This window comes from Pseudomonas sp. BF-B-15, from assembly GCF_019946675.1.
Lineage (GTDB): Bacteria > Pseudomonadota > Gammaproteobacteria > Pseudomonadales > Pseudomonadaceae > Aquipseudomonas > Aquipseudomonas migulae.
Window position 1 is genome coordinate 1 of sequence record NZ_JAGYFZ010000128.1, and the last position, 15,158, is coordinate 15,158.

The following is a 15,158-nucleotide window of genomic DNA, read 5'->3' on the forward strand; positions in this document are numbered from 1 at the left end:
GTGTCATTCAGCATTGATGCCGACTGATCCACCGCTATCGCGAGCAGGCTCGCTCCCACAGGGGATGTGCGTTAATTCGGGGGGAGGCGTTCCAACCCGACGAACGGGCAGGCTGCGAGTAGTTCTTTCAGACTGCGGCCATCGGCCAACCGCAAATCTGCAGCCGCCAACTCGGCCAGCGGATACAGAACGAAAGCGCGTTCCTGCATATAGTAGTGAGGTACCTTGAGGCGTGGCTCGTCGATCAGCCGATCACCGAACAGCACGATGTCGAGATCAAGCGTGCGTGGCCCCCAGCGCTCAAGACGTTCGCGGCCCTGTCCGTTCTCGATGGCTTGCAGCGCATCGAGCAGCTCCAGCGGGGCAAGCGTGCTGTCGAGGGCGGCCACTGCGTTGGTGTAACGCGGTTGGCCAGGCAGCAGCGAGTCGCTCTGATAAAACCCGGAAACCCCGACCAGTTCGGTCTGCGGCAACCGCGCCAGCGCTTCGACGGCGCTGCGCAATTGTTCGGCGGGGTCAGCCAGGTTGCTGCCCATGCCGATGTAGATGCGTTCCATGCTTACTCGCCCGTGGTGCTCGGTGCGCCGGCTGCACGTTTGCGCTTGGCACCGCCGCTGCGGCGACGTTTGCGTGGTGCGCCAGTGCCGTCTTCCTTGCCGCTGAGGTCGCGGATCATGTCACGACGTTCGCTGTCGTTGGCGTCCTGATAATCCGTCCACCATTCGCCCAGGCCATCGGTCTGTTCGCCAGCGCTTTCGCGCAGCAGCAGGAAGTCGTAACCGGCGCGGAAACGCGGGTTGTCCAGCAGCAGGTCGGCGCGTTTGCCGCTGCGGCGCGGCAGGCGTTCCTGCATGTCCCAGATCTCGCGGATCGGCATGGTGAAGCGTTTTGGGATCGCGATCCGCTGGCACTGTTCGGCAATCAGCTCGTGCGCCGCTTCCTGCATCGCCGGAATCGGCGGCATGCCACGTTCCTGCAAGCGCAGCACGCGGGCGGGCAGGGCAGGCCACAACAGGGCTGCAAACAGGAACGCCGGGGTCACCGGTTTGTTCTGCTTGATGCGCAGGTCGGTGTTGATCAGCGCTTCGCTGATCAGGGTGTGGGTGTACGTCGGGTTGTATTCCAGCGCCTCGGCACTGGCCGGGAACAGCGGATCGAACAGCTGCAGGTCGACCAGCATCTCGAAGGTGTCCGCGGCGTGGCCGGAGAGGAACAGCTTGAGCACTTCTTCGAACAGACGGGCCGACGGGATCTCGCGCAGCATCGGTGCCAGGTCGCGGATCGGCAGGGCGCTGTGTTTTTCGATGCCGAAATTCAGCTTGGCGGCAAAACGCACGGCGCGCAGCATCCGCACCGGGTCTTCCTGGTAGCGTTGTTTCGGATCGCCGATCAGGCGGATCAGGTGGTTGCGGATGTCGTGTACGCCGTTGGCGTAGTCGAGGATGCGCTCGCTGACCGGATCGTAATACAGGGCGTTGATGGTGAAGTCGCGGCGTTGCGCGTCCTCTTCCAGCGTGCCGTAGACGTTATCGCGCAGAATGCGCCCGCTCTCGTTGCGGGAAGACTGGTTACTGTCTTCCTCTTCATCGTTTTGCGGGTGATTGGCGCGGAAGGTCGCGACTTCAATGATTTCGCGGCCAAAGTGGATGTGCACCAGTTTGAAGCGGCGGCCGATGATCCGCGCATTGCGGAATTCGGCGCGCACCTGTTCAGGGGTGGCACTGGTGGCGACGTCAAAGTCTTTCGGTGTGATGCCGAGCATCATGTCACGCACACAACCGCCGACCAGGTAAGCCTGGTAACCGGCGTTCTGCAGGCGTTCGACGATATTCACCGCGTAACGGCTGAATTGTGCCTTTTGCAGCGAGTGTTGGCCGCTGTTAAGCACTTCAGGCGTGCTGCGGATGTGTTGCGTATGACGCTTGGGAGAACGGAATGACTGGAACAGCTTCTTCAGCATGGGATGCACTGTTTGAAGGAATGTTCGGCCAAAACGAAGAATGACCGCATGATGGGCGGGGATTCTAGCATTTAGTCGGGGGATGGTGTAGGAAGCTGCGCAAGCGCTTGAAGGGCGTGTCTGGCACGGGCGTAAACGCCAGAAACTACAAGGGGAGCCGAAGCTCCCCAAGAAGTAGTTGCATGTTCTATTTTTGTTATTGGTTTCGGGCTTCTTGTTTTTGTTGAGTGCCCGCGTCATGAAGTTTTCCTTCATGACCCTCCCAATCGGGAGCCAAGAGCAAACGGATTGCTTTGGTCGCTGTGCTGCAGTGATCTTGCGATCCAACCAGTTCAGGCTCTGTCTCAAGACAGTTTTTTGTTGTTCTCGGCCTGGTCGTGGGGCAAGCCCCAAATACAACGCCTCTCCAAAAGAATCAGTTAGCTACGCCTCATGCCGTCTTGTTTTTATTGTGCGTGAGTCGATACGTCTTATTTTTATTGTCTTGTACATTGCTTGTTATTGTTCTTGTACCAAACATATAGCAGGGTGCGTGCCAACTTTTGCGAAGCCTAGCAAAACAAGGGGTTACGTCACTTGATGGGCTTTTTTGAGGCCAAAAAAAACCGGGGCTTCGTTACCGTAAGCCCCGGTTTCTGTTACGTGAAAAAACTGGGGTAACAGTTTCTTCACACAATCATGTGTTACCCGCTCAGCTCTCGCTGGCCACCCCGGTCTTGCGCCGCGGGATGCCCAGGCGTTGGCGGCGTTCCCACAGGCATTTACGGCTGACGCCCAGTTTGCGTGCCAGCTCGGTTTCGGTCATGTGGTCCTGATGTTCGAGGACGAAGTGCTGGAAGTAGTCTTCCAGTGACAGGTCTTCGGTCGGCTCATGATTGTTGTTGCCGGCGCCGTTGCCCTGTTGCGGGGGCAGGCCGATGAACTCGTCGTCTTCCAGATCGCTCAGCTCGATGTCGATGCCCAGCAGTTCGGCGGAAATTTCCGGGCTCTCGCACAGGATGACCGCGCGTTCGACCGCGTTTTCCAGTTCGCGCACGTTGCCCGGCCAGGAGTAATGACGAATCGCCTGTTCGGCGTCCGCGGCGAACTTCAGATCGGTGCGGTTGACCCGCGCGCTCTGCCGCGCCAAGAAGGCATTGGCGATTTCGTTGACGTCGGCACCGCGCTCACGCAGGGCCGGCAGTTTCAGGGCGATCACGTGGAGGCGGTAATACAAGTCTTCACGGAACTGGCCGATCTTAGCCAGGCTCTTGAGGTCCCGGTGAGTCGCGGCGATCAGGCGCACATCGACTTTCTGCGACTGGACAGAACCGACCCGGCGAATTTCGCCTTCCTGCAACACGCGCAGCAAGCGGGCCTGGGCTTCCAGTGGCAGTTCGCCGATTTCGTCGAGGAACAAGGTGCCGCCATCAGCCGCTTCCACCAGGCCTGCACGCCCGGCGCTGGCACCGGTGAACGCGCCTTTTTCGTGGCCGAACAGTTCGGACTCGATCAGGCTTTCCGGAATCGCCGCGCAGTTCACCGAAATCATCGGTGCCTTGGCGCGCCTGGACAGGTTGTGCAGGGCACGGGCCACCAGTTCTTTACCGGTGCCGGACTCGCCCTGGATCAGGACATTGGAATCGGTCGGCGCGACTTTGCGGATCTTGCTGTAAAGGTCCTGCATCGGCGGGCACGAACCGATGATGCCGATTTCGCCGTTGCTGTTGTCGACACCCGGTTTCGCCGCGCCATTGCCGGCTTTGCCGACGGCAGGTTCACCGCTGGCCTGTACTGATTGCCGGTCACGCAGGATGCGTGCGACGGCCTGGAGCATTTCGTCGTGGTCGAAAGGCTTGGCGATGTAATCCACCGCGCCCATCTTCATGGAGTCGACCGCCGAGCGCAGGCTGGCGTAGCTGGTCATGATCAGCACCGGCGTGCCCTGGCCGAGTTTGATCAACTCGGTGCCCGGCGCGCCAGGCAAACGCAGGTCGCTGACGATCAGGTCGAACGTGGGAATGGTGAAGCGTTCTTGTGCTTCCTGCACTGAACCGGCTTCGCTGACCTGGTACTGGTTACGTTCCAGCAGGCGGCGCAAGGCGGAGCGGATAATTGTTTCGTCTTCGACGATCAAAATGTGCGGCATTGATTCGATACTCTCGACGGTCTCAGTTCACAGCGGACGTCGCTTCGACATGACGCGGCAAGGTCACCCGGATACGGGTGCCGCGTTGGCTTTGAACATCAGCCGGGCTGTCGATGGTGATTTGTCCATAATGCTCTTCAACGATGGAATAGACCAGTGCAAGGCCCAGACCGGTGCCTTCGCCAGGATCCTTGGTGGTGAAGAAAGGTTCGAACAACCTATCCATGATGCTCGATGGAATACCGCTGCCTTCGTCTTCCACGATCAGGTCGACCGTGTGTTCGCCGGCTTCGCTTTTTACCCGCACCGCGCTGCCGGGAGGCGAGGCGTCACGGGCGTTTGAGAGCAGGTTGATCAGTACTTGGGCGAGTCGCTGCGGATCGCCTTCGACCCAGTGATCGGGGTCGCACAGGTTGTAGAACTGCACTTCGAAATTGCGTCGGTTCAGGGCCAGCAAACCAATGGCGTCCTGGGCCACTTCGGCCAGACAGACGGGCTCGTCGTTGTGCTGATGACTGCCCGCGTGGGCGAAACTCATCAGCGACTGGACGATGCGCGATACGCGTTTGGTCTGTTCCAGAATCTGCCCGCTGATTTCCTTCAGCTCGCCATCGTCTTCGCGTTCTTCGCGCAGGTTCTGCGCCAGGCAAGCGATGCCGGTGATCGGGTTGCCGATTTCATGGGCCACGCCCGCAGCGAGGCGGCCGATACTGGCCAGGCGCTCGGAGTGCACCAGTTTGTCTTCGAGCATCTGCGTTTCGGTGAGGTCTTCCACCAGCAATACCAAGCCACTGTTACCCGGTGCGAGCGGTTCGTCGATCGCCGCTTTGTGCAGGTTCAGCCAGCGGGTCTGGCCATCAAGGGCCAGATGTTGCTTGTGCAAATGCTCGTCCGGCAGATTGATGAAGCCTTGCAGCAGCTCTTTCCATGGATCGGCGATGGTGCTCAGGCGCGAACCGACCACGCGCTGCGCGGCGATTCCGGTCAGCTCCTCCATGGCTTTGTTCCACATGAGGATTTCCTGATCCTTGGCCAGCGAGCAAACGCCCATCGGCAATTCCTGCAGGGTCTGGCGGTGATAGCGGCGCAGGGCATCGAGTTCAGCGGCCAAGCCGGTCAGGCGCGAGTGGTAATCCTCGAGGCGGCTTTCAATGAAGTGAATGTCTTCGGTGACGTAGTTCTCGCCGCCAGCCTTATAAGGCAGGAAGGTCTCGACCATGTCCTGCGCCACGCTCGGGCCCATCAGGCCGGAGAGGTTGGCTTCGATCCGGTCGCGCAAGCGGCGCAAGGCGTAAGGCCGGCGCTCGTCGAACGGCAGGTAGAGATCGCGCAGCGCTTGTTCGACTTCTTTCTGCGCAGCCTTGGCGCCCAAGGGTTTGGCCAGTTGCGTGGCGAATTCCTGAGGCGAGGCGGCGTGTAATTCCCGGCGTTGCGGGCGACGCACGTTGTCCACGGCGCAGGCTTCGGCGGCGCTGGCTTCTTCGGGGCTGGCGTTGGTGAACAGCGAAATCAGGGTGAACATCAGTACGTTGGCGGCCAACGAGGCGATTGCGGCCATGTGCCAACTGGTGTCGTCCAGCACGTAGATCATGTTCAACAGCGGGATATAGAACCCTTGCAGGTTGCCGACCAGCGGCAACAGCATGGTCACCAGCCACACCAGAATCCCTGCCAGCAAACCGGCGATGAAGCCACGGCGGTTGGCGGTCGGCCAGTACAGGACGGACAGCACGCCCGGCAGGAACTGCAACGTCGCCACAAACGCGACGATGCCGAGGTTGGCCAGGTCTTGCTCTGCGCCCAGCAGCAGATAGAAGCCGTAACCGGCCATGATGATCGCGACGATCAGCGCCCGACGTGTCCACTTCAACCAGCGGTAGATGTTGCCTTCGGCCGGTGGCTGATAGAGCGGCAGCACCAGGTGGTTCAGCGCCATCCCAGACAGGGCCAGGGTGGTGACGATGATCAGCCCGCTGGCTGCCGATAGCCCGCCGACATACGCCAGCAGCGCCAAGGCTTTGCTGTTGGCGGCGATACCGATGCCGAGTGTGAAGTATTCAGGATTGGTCGTGGCCCCCAGTTTCAGGCCAGCCCAGAGGATCAGCGGCACCGCGAGGCTCATCAACAGCAGGAACAACGGCAAGCCCCAACTCGCGCTGACCAGCGAGCGCGGGTTGAGGTTTTCGGTAAAGGTCATGTGGTACATGTGCGGCATCACAATCGCCGAGGCGAAGAACACCAGCAACAGCGTGCGCCACGGGCCTTCCTGCAAAGGCGTGTGCAACGCGGCGAGGGCGGTCTGGTTTTGCAGCAGCCACAGTTCCAGCTGTTGCGGGCCGTCGAACACGCCGTACAGTGCATACAAACCAACGCCGCCAATGGCGATCAGCTTGATCACCGACTCGAAGGCAATGGCAAACACCAGGCCTTCGTGTTTCTCGCGGGTGGCGATGTGGCGCGAGCCGAAGAAAATCGTGAACAGCGTAATCAGCGCGCAAAAGCTCAGGGCCACGCGATGTTGCACCGGTTCGCGGGTGAGGATGCCGATGGAGTCCGCCACGGCCTGAATCTGCAAGGCCAGCAACGGTAGCACGCCGATCAGCATGAAGATCGTGGTCAGTGCGCCGGCCCAGGTACTGCGAAAGCGAAACGCGAACAGGTCGGCCAGCGACGACAGTTGATACGTGCGAGTGATCTTCAGGATCGGATACAGCAACACCGGCGCGAGCAGAAATGCCCCGGAAACCCCAAGGTAGCTGGAGAGAAAGCCGTAGCCGTACTGATAGGCAAGGCCCACCGTGCCGTAAAACGCCCAGGCACTGGCGTAAACGCCCAGCGACAGGGTGTAAGTCAGGGGGTGGCGAATGATCGCCCGGGGGATCATGCCCCGTTCGCTGATCCAGGCGACGCCGAACAGCACCGCCAGGTACGCGGCGCTGATCAGGATCATCTGGGTCAGGCTAAAGCTCATCGGCATCTTTTTGGCTCTGCAGGATGAAGGTCACGACGATCAGAATCAGCCAGAGCAGATACGGGCGATACCAGGCGCCAGTGGCGTCGATCCACCAATCCATGATGGCCGGGGAAAACAGGTAAATCCCCACTACCAGGAGCAGGACCAAGCGATAGATGTACATCCCGGCCTCTCTTTTTTATGCGCGTGCCCGAAAACGTGCGGCGATGGTAACGGATGGGCGCGCCACTGCAAGTCTGATCACTGTAGTTGCGCTTCGGGCAGGTTGAGTGTGCGCGGGATCTTCAGCGCGTCCCAGTGGGCAATGCCCCAGTTCAACACTTCCCGTGGTGTGGCGTACGCCAGCTCTGTGCCGGGATTTTGCCCGAGTGCGCGCAATGCGCGCAGCAACAACGGTGTTGCCTGGTCTTCGGTCAGCGGCGGCGAACGGTAGGACTTGCCGAGCTTGTTGCCGTCAGGCTGGGTAATCAGCGGGATGTGCAGATAGCGCGGTTGCGAAAAGCCCAGCAGTTCTTGCAGATAGAGCTGGCGTGGCGTGGAGTCCAGCAGGTCGGCGCCACGGACGATGTCGGTGATGCCTTGCCAGGCATCATCAAGCACCACCGCCAGTTGATAGGCGTAGAGCCCGTCGCGGCGGCGGATCACGAAATCACCAACGTCCCGGCCCAGGTGTTGGCGGTACTCGCCCTGCACGCGGTCGATGAAGTGGTATTCCAGCTCAGGCACGCGCAAGCGAATGGCGGCATCTTCAGTGCCATGGCCTGCATTGCGACACAAACCCGGATAAATGCCGTGATACGGCTCCAGTTGTTTGCGCGAGCACGTACAGGCGTAGGCCAGGCCGTGATTGAACAGGCGATTGAGCACTTCGGCGTAGGCGTCGTGGCGGTCGCTCTGTCGGACCATTTCGCCGTCCCACTCGAAACCGTAGCTTTCCAGCGCCTTGAGGATCGCCGCTTGGGCACCGGGCTCTTCCCGTGGCGGATCAAGGTCTTCCATGCGCATCAACCAGCGCCCGCCCACCGAGCGCGCATCGAGGTACGAGGCCAGCGCTGCGACCAGCGAACCGAAATGCAGATGGCCGCTTGGCGTGGGGGCGAAGCGTCCGATATAGGCGGGGGCGATGGCGGTCATAAGGCGATTTCAGGCTGTCCAATCGTTTCGAGCATGGCTTGAAGCCGTCTTCGCGAGCAATCTTCGCTCCTACAGGAGATTGCGCCGGCCTTTGTAGGAGCGAAGCTTGCTCGCGAAGGCGATTCCGAAGACGCAATAAACATCAGCAAATATCAGAAACAAAAACGGAGCGTTCGCACGCTCCGTTCTTCGTTCAAGTCGCAATTACTTGCCGACTTGCTTTTCCTTGATTTCCGCCAGGGTCTTGCAGTCAACGCACATGTCGGCGGTAGGGCGTGCTTCCAGTCGCTTGACGCCGATCTCGACACCGCAGGACTCGCACCAGCCATATTCTTCGTCTTCGATCAATTGCAGCGTCTTGTCGATCTTCTTGATCAACTTGCGCTCGCGGTCACGGGCGCGCAATTCAAGGCTGAATTCTTCTTCCTGGCTGGCACGGTCTGCCGGGTCAGGGAAGTTGGCCGCCTCGTCTTTCATGTGATCAACCGTGCGGTCGACTTCCTGCATCAAGTCCTGTTTCCACTTGTTCAGGATCTTGGTGAAGTGAGCGCGCATGGGTTTGCCCATGTACTCCTCGCCCTTTACTTCTTTGTAGGGTTCGAAGCCGCTGATCGACTGATTTTGCTGCTTTGCTTGGGTGGGCATGAAATGGACCGCCTCTACTCTTGTAATCCATCTGCGCAGGATTGCTCCATCACCGACACCTGCCGGCCCTGCGGCTGCAAGCGGGCGAACTTACCAGATCAAATCGGGCCGCGCTACTCCCGGATGTCGAGGTAGTGGCCCGAAGGGCTTGCAAATGATTGCAAAGCCTTGACCGGTGGTGCTGGAGACCTGATCAATTAATGATTTTAGTCAAACCTTGCGCACTCGCATGGGTCGTTTGTGGCCAAGGTCTTAACGCGTCTGACCGCTTTAGGTTCTCGCTCGTTCCTGCGCTTGGGTAGAATCGGTTTTTTTTACCCTGTTGAAGGAAGGCTCATGGCTCAGTCCTACAGTGCCCGCAGTCGCGCGATCGAACCGTTCCATGTCATGGCGCTGCTGGCGCGGGCCAATGAACTGCAAGCTGCCGGCCACGACGTTATCCACCTGGAAATCGGCGAACCGGATTTCACCACCGCCGAGCCGATCATCCAGGCCGGCCAGGCCGCGCTGACGGCGGGGAAAACCCGTTACACCGCCGCCCGTGGCATTCCCGAGCTGCGGGAGGCCATATCCAGCTTCTATCAGCAGCGTTACGGTTTGAACATCGATCCGCGGCGAATCCTCATCACCCCCGGCGGTTCCGGCGCGTTGCTGCTGGCCAGTGCCTTGCTGGTGGATCCGGGCAAACACTGGTTGTTGGCGGACCCGGGTTATCCGTGCAACCGGCATTTCCTGCGGTTGGTGGAAGGTGCGGCGCAGCTTGTTCCTGTCGGTCCGGAGGTGCGTTATCAGCTGACACCGGACTTGATCGATCGTCATTGGGATCACGACAGCGTCGGCGCGCTGGTGGCGTCGCCGGCTAACCCGACCGGGACCCTCCTGACCCGCGATGAGTTGGCGGGCCTGTCGACCGCGATCAAGGCGCGGCATGGCCATCTGGTGGTGGACGAGATTTATCACGGCCTGACTTACGGCACCGATGCCACCAGCGTGCTGGAAGTCGATGACAGCGCCTTCGTACTGAATAGTTTTTCAAAGTATTTCGGCATGACCGGCTGGCGACTCGGTTGGCTGGTGGCGCCGGAAGCGGCGGTCGGCGAACTGGAAAAACTCGCGCAGAACCTCTACATCAGCGCCCCGAGCATGGCCCAGCATGCCGCACTGGCCTGTTTCGAGCCTGCGACCATCGCCATTCTTGAAGAGCGTCGCGCCGAGTTTGGTCGGCGCCGGGATTTCCTGCTGCCTGCACTGCGAGAGTTGGGTTTCGGCATCGCCGTTGAGCCCGAAGGCGCGTTCTATTTGTATGCCGATATCAGCAAGTTCGGAGGAGATGCCTTCGCGTTCTGCCGGCATTTCCTTGAAACCGAGCACGTGGCGATTACGCCGGGCCTCGACTTCGGGCGTTTTCAGGCCGGCCATCACGTGCGGTTTGCCTACACCCAAAGCCTTCCGCGTTTGCAGGAAGCGGTCGAACGCATCGCTCGCGGCTTGAAGAGCTGGCAAGGCTGATGCAGTTCAATCCTCCCCTCGAAGAAGGTCGACTGATCCGACGTTACAAGCGTTTTCTCGCCGATATCGAAACCGTTCACGGCGAGTTGCTGACCATTCACTGCCCGAACACCGGCTCGATGCTCAATTGTCAGGTGGAGGGCGGGCAGGTCTGGTTCAGTCGCTCCAATGATCCCAAGCGCAAATTACCCGGCACCTGGGAAATCGGCGAGACCCCTCAAGGTCGCTTGTTCTGCGTGAACACCGGGCGCGCCAACGGTTTGATTGAGGAAGCACTGCGGGGCGGCGTCATTACTGAGCTCAACGGCTTCACTGAACTGAAACGCGAAGTGGCCTACGGGCAGGAGAACAGTCGCATCGACTTTCGCCTCGATTACCCAAGCGGGCCGGCGTATGTGGAAGTCAAAAGTGTCACGTTGGGCTTCGATGGCTCATCGGTGGCGGCGTTTCCCGATGCGGTCACCCAGCGTGGTGCCAAGCATTTGCGGGAACTGGCGCATCTGGCGCGGGACGGGATTCGTGCGGTGCAGTTGTATTGCGTGAACCTCACCGGCATCGATGCCGTGCGTCCTGCTGAGGAAATCGATTCGGCATACGCGGCCGCTTTGCGAGAAGCGGTGGCGTGCGGTGTTGAAGTCCTGGCTTACGGCGTGCGGTTGACCCACGAGGAAATGCGGGTCGAGCGGCGTCTTGAGGTGTTGCTCAACGGTTAAAGGCTGACCCAGATTCCTTGAGCGTCTTCGCGACATTCAATGGTGGTCAGGGATTGTCCGGCGCATGGGCCGGCGACGCACTCGCCGTCTTCGATCAGGAACAGTGCGCCGTGGGTGGCGCACTGGATCAGGCTGTTGCTGGGGTCGAGAAACCGATCGGGTGTCCATTCCAGCCCGACGCCACGGTGTGGGCAACGGTTGATATAGACATAGACCTGACCGTTCCGGCGTACGGCGAATAGCTTCTCGCCGTCGATTTCGAAACCGCGGCTGCTGGATTCGGCCAGCTCAGCGCCTGCGCAAAGAAACTTCATGTCTATCCTCAAGTGCGGCGGCTCATGACTGGATATGTCCGAGCTTGACGTTCAAATGCAAACAATTATCAAATGGCCGCTTCGCCCGTCGGGTGCAGGTGCCGGATGCCGAGGATACTTGGCCTGTCACTTCAATGCCTGGGAAAACCATTAAAGGAAGCTGTTTATGCGCCTGAGTACCCGCGTTGCTGCGCTCTGTGCCGGACTTCTCGTCAGCCACCACGCCGCAGCGGCCGAGTTGCCACAACGCTGGGTCAGTGCCGGTGGGGCCTTGTCGGAGTGGGTCAGCGCGCTCGGCGGCGAATCGAAACTGGTCGGTGTCGACACCACCAGCCAGCACCCGGAATCGCTCAAGGCGTTACCGAGCATCGGTTATCAGCGGCAGCTGTCGGCGGAGGGCATCTTGAGCTTACGCCCGCAGATCCTGGTCGGCACCGAAGAAATGGGGCCGCCGCCGGTGATTTCGCAGATTCGCACGGCGGGGGTGCAAGTCGAACTGTTCTCGGCTCAGCCGGACCTGCCGACGTTGCACGCTAACTTGCAGCAGTTGGGCAAATTGCTCGGCGCCGAGGACAAGGCTGCGCAACTGTTCCAGGGCTATCAACAGCAGCTCGATCAGCAAAAGGTTCGGGTCACCAATGCGCAGCTGACGCAGCCCTCACCGGGTGTGCTGGTGCTGCTCGGTCATGCGGGCGGCAAGCCTCTTATCGCAGGCAAGGACACCGCGGCTGATTGGATGATCCAGAAGGCCGGTGGGCACAACCTGGCGACGCACACCGGTTACAAACCTTTTTCCAACGAGTCCTTGATCAGCCTGGACCCCGAGGTGCTGGTGTTTGCCGACCGCGCATTGACCGGTGAAGCGGCGCGCGCGGCGCTGTTCAAGGAAAACCCTATTCTGTCTTCCACTCGCGCCGCCAAGGACGGGCGCGTCATGGAGCTCGATCCAACGCTGCTGGTGGGTGGGCTAGGCCCGCGATTGCCCGAGGCGTTGAAAAAGATCAGTGACGGTTTCTATCCCGGCACTGTTGCTCAATGACCGTCCTGGTAAAACCCCGGGCGTTGTTCATCGGCCTGAGCCTGCTGTGTTTGCTGGCGATCTGGCTGTCGTTGGCGCTCGGTCCGGTGAGCCTGCCGTTGCTCGATACCTTGCGTGCAGCGTTACGCATGATCGGCCTGCCCTTTGCGCCTGACGGACTGGAGCAGGCCGAGCTGATCCTCGGGCAGATTCGCCTGCCGCGTACCTTGTTGGGATTGGCGGTGGGTGGTGTGCTGGCATTGTCGGGCGTGGCGATGCAGGGCTTGTTTCGCAACCCATTGGCCGATCCGGGGTTGGTGGGCGTTTCCGGTGGCGCGGCATTAGGCGCGGCCATTGCAATTGTCGGTGGCTCGGCGTTTGGTGGATTGCCGGAATTCCTCGGGCCGTACCTTTTATCGCTGTGCGCGTTTCTCGGCGGGCTCGGCGTGACAGCGATGGTGTATCGACTGGGTCGGCGCAACGGGCAAACCGATGTCGCAACCATGCTGTTGGCGGGTCTCGCTTTGACGGCGCTGGCCGGCTCGGTCGTGGGGCTGTTTACTTACCTGGCAGACGACACGACTTTGCGAACGCTGACCTTCTGGAATCTGGGCAGTCTGAACGGCGCCAGTTATTCGCGACTCTGGCCGTTACTGTTGATCAGTGCCGGCGTGGCGCTGTGGTTGCCGCGTCGCGCCAAGGCATTGAATGCGTTGCTGCTGGGCGAGTCGGAGGCCGGGCACCTGGGCATCGACGTCGAAAAGCTCAAGCGTGAGTTGGTGTTTTGCACGGCGTTGGGTGTCGGCGCGGCGGTGGCAGCGGCGGGGATGATCGGCTTTGTCGGGCTGGTGGTGCCGCATCTGGTGCGTCTGCTGGCCGGTCCCGATCATCGGGTGCTGCTGCCGGCCTCGGTGCTGGCGGGTGCCAGTCTCCTGTTGTTCGCTGATCTGGTGGCGCGACTGGCCTTGGCGCCGGCGGAGCTGCCGATCGGAATCGTCACCGCGATGATCGGTGCGCCGGTCTTTCTTTATCTATTGCTGCGAGGGCGTGCCTGATGTTGCGAACGCAAAATCTGCACATCCGCCGAGGCCGCAAGATTGTCCTGATGGATATTACGCTTGAGCTCAAACCGGGAGAGGTCCTCGGCGTGCTGGGGCCTAACGGTGCGGGCAAAAGTACGTTGCTGGGCGCCTTGTGCGGCGAGTTGCAGGCTGATCATGCCAGCGTGTGGCTCGATGAGCGCGAGTTGCGTGACTGGACCGGCGCGCAACGAGCGCAACGCCTGGCGGTATTGCCACAAGTCTCGACCTTGAACTTCGCCTTTCGCGTCGAGGAAGTCGTCGGCATGGGGCGCTTGCCACACCAGACCGGCCGGGTCCGCGATGACGAAATCGTCGCCGCCGCATTGCAGGCCGCCGATGCCGGGCATTTGAGTGGTCGCAGCTATCTGGCGTTGTCCGGCGGCGAACGTCAGCGGGTGCATCTGGCGCGGGTGCTGGCGCAACTCTGGCCGGGCGAGGCGGGGCAAACGCTGTTGCTCGACGAGCCGACTTCGATGCTTGATCCGCTGCATCAACACACCACCTTGCAAGCGGTGCGCGAGTTCGCCGATCGTGGCGCGTCCGTGTTGGTGATCCTGCATGATCTGAATCTGGCGGCGCGCTATTGTGATCGCTTGTTGTTGCTCGAAGGCGGGCGCCCGGTCGCGCTCGATACCCCGGAGCAAGTGTTGCGTCCGGAACCGCTCAAGGCGGTATTCGGGCTGGACGTCTTGGTGCAGCAGCACCCGGAGCGTGGGCATCCGCTGATCATTGCCCGCTGAGTCATTGATAGAGGGTGTGGGTATGCGTGTGATGGTGATTCTGGCGGTGCTGATGCTGAGTGCTTGTCAGCATGTTTCGACGCCGCCGGTCACGGGCGAGATTCGCGACTTGCGCAGTGGTCAGACGCTGACGGCGCAGGAACTGCTGGCGCGTCTGGCCAAGCCGTCGCGATTGATCGTGGGGGAGCAGCATGACAATCGCGATCACCATGAACTGCAACGCTGGTTATTGCAGGCGCTGGGAGAGCGGCGCCCACAAGGCAGCCTGCTGCTGGAAATGCTCACGCCGGATCAACAGCTGCGCGTCGACGACATTCGCCACGCCTCGACGCTGCCCTCGGACTTGCCTGGCGCATTAGCCTGGCGACCTGGCTGGGACTGGAATCTGTATGGGCCGATCGTTCGTTTCGCCCTGGCCCAACCGTATCCGCTGCTGGCTGCCAATCTGGACACTGTTGAGGTGCGTGCTTTTTACGCCCGGCCGCCGACATTAAGCGGCGCTCGCTCCAATGCCACGTCGGTCAAGGATGAGTTGCTGGCACAGATCAGCGGTTCCCATTGCGGCCTGCTGCCCGAATCGCAAATGCCGGCGATGCTCGCCGTCCAGCAGCAACGTGACCGGCGCATGGCCGAGCGGCTGTTGGCTGCACCCACCCCTTCATTGCTGTTCGCCGGCGCTTACCATGCGCGAAAGGATGTCGGCGTGCCGATCCATGCGCTTGATCTGGGAGCGCCCGAAGCCCCCGTGGTTTTAATGCTGGCGCAGCAGGGCGGCGAAGTCACGGCGGCGATGGCCGATTACGTCTGGTACACGCCTGCCACGCCGGTACCGGATTACTGTGCAGAGATGCGCAAGGGCCAGCCAGAATCAAAACCCTAAGCAACGGCAACAGATCCCCCTGTAGGAGCCGGCTTGCTGGCGATGGCGATGGGTCAGTCAC

The 15,158-nt window shown here is 60.8% G+C and carries 14 protein-coding genes; 6 read left to right on the plus strand and 8 right to left on the minus strand.

Features of this window, described 5'->3' with window-relative positions; genetic code table 11:
* Positions 1 to 71 precede the first annotated feature (71 nt).
* The 7 genes from folK to dksA all read right to left on the minus strand — a co-directional run bounded on the left by folK (position 72) and on the right by dksA (position 8,841).
* Positions 72 to 557: a 2-amino-4-hydroxy-6-hydroxymethyldihydropteridine diphosphokinase gene (folK, locus tag KGA97_RS26490; protein ID WP_223481796.1), complete on the minus strand. Its 486-nt coding sequence runs from the start codon at positions 555 to 557 to the stop codon at positions 72 to 74.
* Between the two features lie 2 nt (positions 558 to 559).
* Positions 560 to 1,960, minus strand: a complete 1,401-nt coding sequence (locus KGA97_RS26495; RefSeq protein ID WP_008033187.1) for a polynucleotide adenylyltransferase PcnB — start codon at positions 1,958 to 1,960, stop codon at positions 560 to 562.
* Positions 1,961 to 2,651: 691 nt separating this feature from the next.
* Positions 2,652 to 4,088: a sigma-54-dependent transcriptional regulator gene (locus tag KGA97_RS26500; protein ID WP_008036379.1), complete on the minus strand. Its 1,437-nt coding sequence runs from the start codon at positions 4,086 to 4,088 to the stop codon at positions 2,652 to 2,654.
* Positions 4,089 to 4,110: 22 nt separating this feature from the next.
* Positions 4,111 to 7,065: a sensor histidine kinase gene (locus tag KGA97_RS26505; RefSeq protein WP_008033180.1), complete on the minus strand. Its 2,955-nt coding sequence runs from the start codon at positions 7,063 to 7,065 to the stop codon at positions 4,111 to 4,113.
* On the minus strand, positions 7,049 to 7,225 hold the full coding sequence (locus KGA97_RS26510) for a hypothetical protein (RefSeq protein WP_003176118.1): 177 nt from the start codon (positions 7,223 to 7,225) through the stop codon (positions 7,049 to 7,051). Before KGA97_RS26510 ends, KGA97_RS26505 begins: the two co-directional genes overlap by 17 nt.
* Before the next feature lie 77 nt (positions 7,226 to 7,302).
* The gene (gene gluQRS, locus KGA97_RS26515) at positions 7,303 to 8,196 is read right to left on the minus strand and encodes a tRNA glutamyl-Q(34) synthetase GluQRS (RefSeq protein WP_008036380.1); all 894 of its coding nucleotides are present in this window, start codon (positions 8,194 to 8,196) and stop codon (positions 7,303 to 7,305) included.
* A gap of 204 nt (positions 8,197 to 8,400) precedes the next feature.
* A complete protein-coding gene (gene dksA / locus KGA97_RS26520; RefSeq protein WP_007902025.1) occupies positions 8,401 to 8,841 on the minus strand; it encodes an RNA polymerase-binding protein DksA in 441 nt (146 codons plus the stop codon).
* 336 nt (positions 8,842 to 9,177) lie between these two features.
* On the opposite strand from dksA, the gene KGA97_RS26525 reads away from it, so the two are divergent.
* Both KGA97_RS26525 and sfsA read left to right on the plus strand, forming a co-directional pair.
* Complete coding sequence (locus KGA97_RS26525; protein ID WP_192227982.1) at positions 9,178 to 10,350, plus strand: pyridoxal phosphate-dependent aminotransferase; 1,173 nt, start codon at positions 9,178 to 9,180, stop codon at positions 10,348 to 10,350.
* Complete coding sequence (gene sfsA / locus KGA97_RS26530; RefSeq protein ID WP_223481797.1) at positions 10,350 to 11,063, plus strand: DNA/RNA nuclease SfsA; 714 nt, start codon at positions 10,350 to 10,352, stop codon at positions 11,061 to 11,063. Before KGA97_RS26525 ends, sfsA begins: the two co-directional genes overlap by 1 nt.
* On the opposite strand, the gene KGA97_RS26535 is transcribed toward sfsA, so the two are convergent.
* Entirely contained in the window at positions 11,060 to 11,377 is a 318-nt protein-coding gene (locus KGA97_RS26535; protein WP_223416203.1) for a Rieske (2Fe-2S) protein, read from the minus strand. The two genes, sfsA and KGA97_RS26535, sit on opposite strands and share 4 nt — an antisense overlap.
* 166 nt (positions 11,378 to 11,543) lie before the next feature.
* Between KGA97_RS26535 and KGA97_RS26540 the strand changes: the two genes are divergently transcribed.
* From KGA97_RS26540 to KGA97_RS26555, 4 genes are read left to right on the plus strand one after another with little or no spacing between them, the layout of a single operon-like run.
* Complete coding sequence (locus tag KGA97_RS26540; RefSeq protein WP_223481798.1) at positions 11,544 to 12,416, plus strand: hemin ABC transporter substrate-binding protein; 873 nt, start codon at positions 11,544 to 11,546, stop codon at positions 12,414 to 12,416.
* A gap of 50 nt (positions 12,417 to 12,466) precedes the next feature.
* The gene (locus tag KGA97_RS26545; protein WP_223481800.1) at positions 12,467 to 13,450 is read left to right on the plus strand and encodes a FecCD family ABC transporter permease; all 984 of its coding nucleotides are present in this window, start codon (positions 12,467 to 12,469) and stop codon (positions 13,448 to 13,450) included.
* Positions 13,450 to 14,217: a heme ABC transporter ATP-binding protein gene (locus KGA97_RS26550; protein WP_008036387.1), complete on the plus strand. Its 768-nt coding sequence runs from the start codon at positions 13,450 to 13,452 to the stop codon at positions 14,215 to 14,217. The genes KGA97_RS26545 and KGA97_RS26550 overlap by 1 nt, the downstream gene beginning before the upstream one ends.
* 22 nt (positions 14,218 to 14,239) lie before the next feature.
* A complete protein-coding gene (locus tag KGA97_RS26555) occupies positions 14,240 to 15,097 on the plus strand; it encodes a ChaN family lipoprotein (protein WP_223481799.1) in 858 nt (285 codons plus the stop codon).
* The last annotated feature ends 61 nt before the right edge of the window (positions 15,098 to 15,158 follow it).

What these genes read in the sequence shown, in the direction of transcription:
- folK (WP_223481796.1), bottom strand. Translation starts at nt 557, where the DNA reads ATGGAACGCATCTACATCGGCATGGGCAGCAACCTGGCTGACCCCGCC.
- KGA97_RS26495 (WP_008033187.1), bottom strand. Translation starts at nt 1,960, where the DNA reads ATGCTGAAGAAGCTGTTCCAGTCATTCCGTTCTCCCAAGCGTCATACG.
- KGA97_RS26500 (WP_008036379.1), bottom strand. Translation starts at nt 4,088, where the DNA reads ATGCCGCACATTTTGATCGTCGAAGACGAAACAATTATCCGCTCCGCC.
- KGA97_RS26505 (WP_008033180.1), bottom strand. Translation starts at nt 7,065, where the DNA reads ATGCCGATGAGCTTTAGCCTGACCCAGATGATCCTGATCAGCGCCGCG.
- KGA97_RS26510 (WP_003176118.1), bottom strand. Translation starts at nt 7,225, where the DNA reads ATGTACATCTATCGCTTGGTCCTGCTCCTGGTAGTGGGGATTTACCTG.
- gluQRS (WP_008036380.1), bottom strand. Translation starts at nt 8,196, where the DNA reads ATGACCGCCATCGCCCCCGCCTATATCGGACGCTTCGCCCCCACGCCA.
- dksA (WP_007902025.1), bottom strand. Translation starts at nt 8,841, where the DNA reads ATGCCCACCCAAGCAAAGCAGCAAAATCAGTCGATCAGCGGCTTCGAA.
- KGA97_RS26525 (WP_192227982.1), top strand. Translation starts at nt 9,178, where the DNA reads ATGGCTCAGTCCTACAGTGCCCGCAGTCGCGCGATCGAACCGTTCCAT.
- sfsA (WP_223481797.1), top strand. Translation starts at nt 10,350, where the DNA reads ATGCAGTTCAATCCTCCCCTCGAAGAAGGTCGACTGATCCGACGTTAC.
- KGA97_RS26535 (WP_223416203.1), bottom strand. Translation starts at nt 11,377, where the DNA reads ATGAAGTTTCTTTGCGCAGGCGCTGAGCTGGCCGAATCCAGCAGCCGC.
- KGA97_RS26540 (WP_223481798.1), top strand. Translation starts at nt 11,544, where the DNA reads ATGCGCCTGAGTACCCGCGTTGCTGCGCTCTGTGCCGGACTTCTCGTC.
- KGA97_RS26550 (WP_008036387.1), top strand. Translation starts at nt 13,450, where the DNA reads ATGTTGCGAACGCAAAATCTGCACATCCGCCGAGGCCGCAAGATTGTC.
- KGA97_RS26555 (WP_223481799.1), top strand. Translation starts at nt 14,240, where the DNA reads ATGCGTGTGATGGTGATTCTGGCGGTGCTGATGCTGAGTGCTTGTCAG.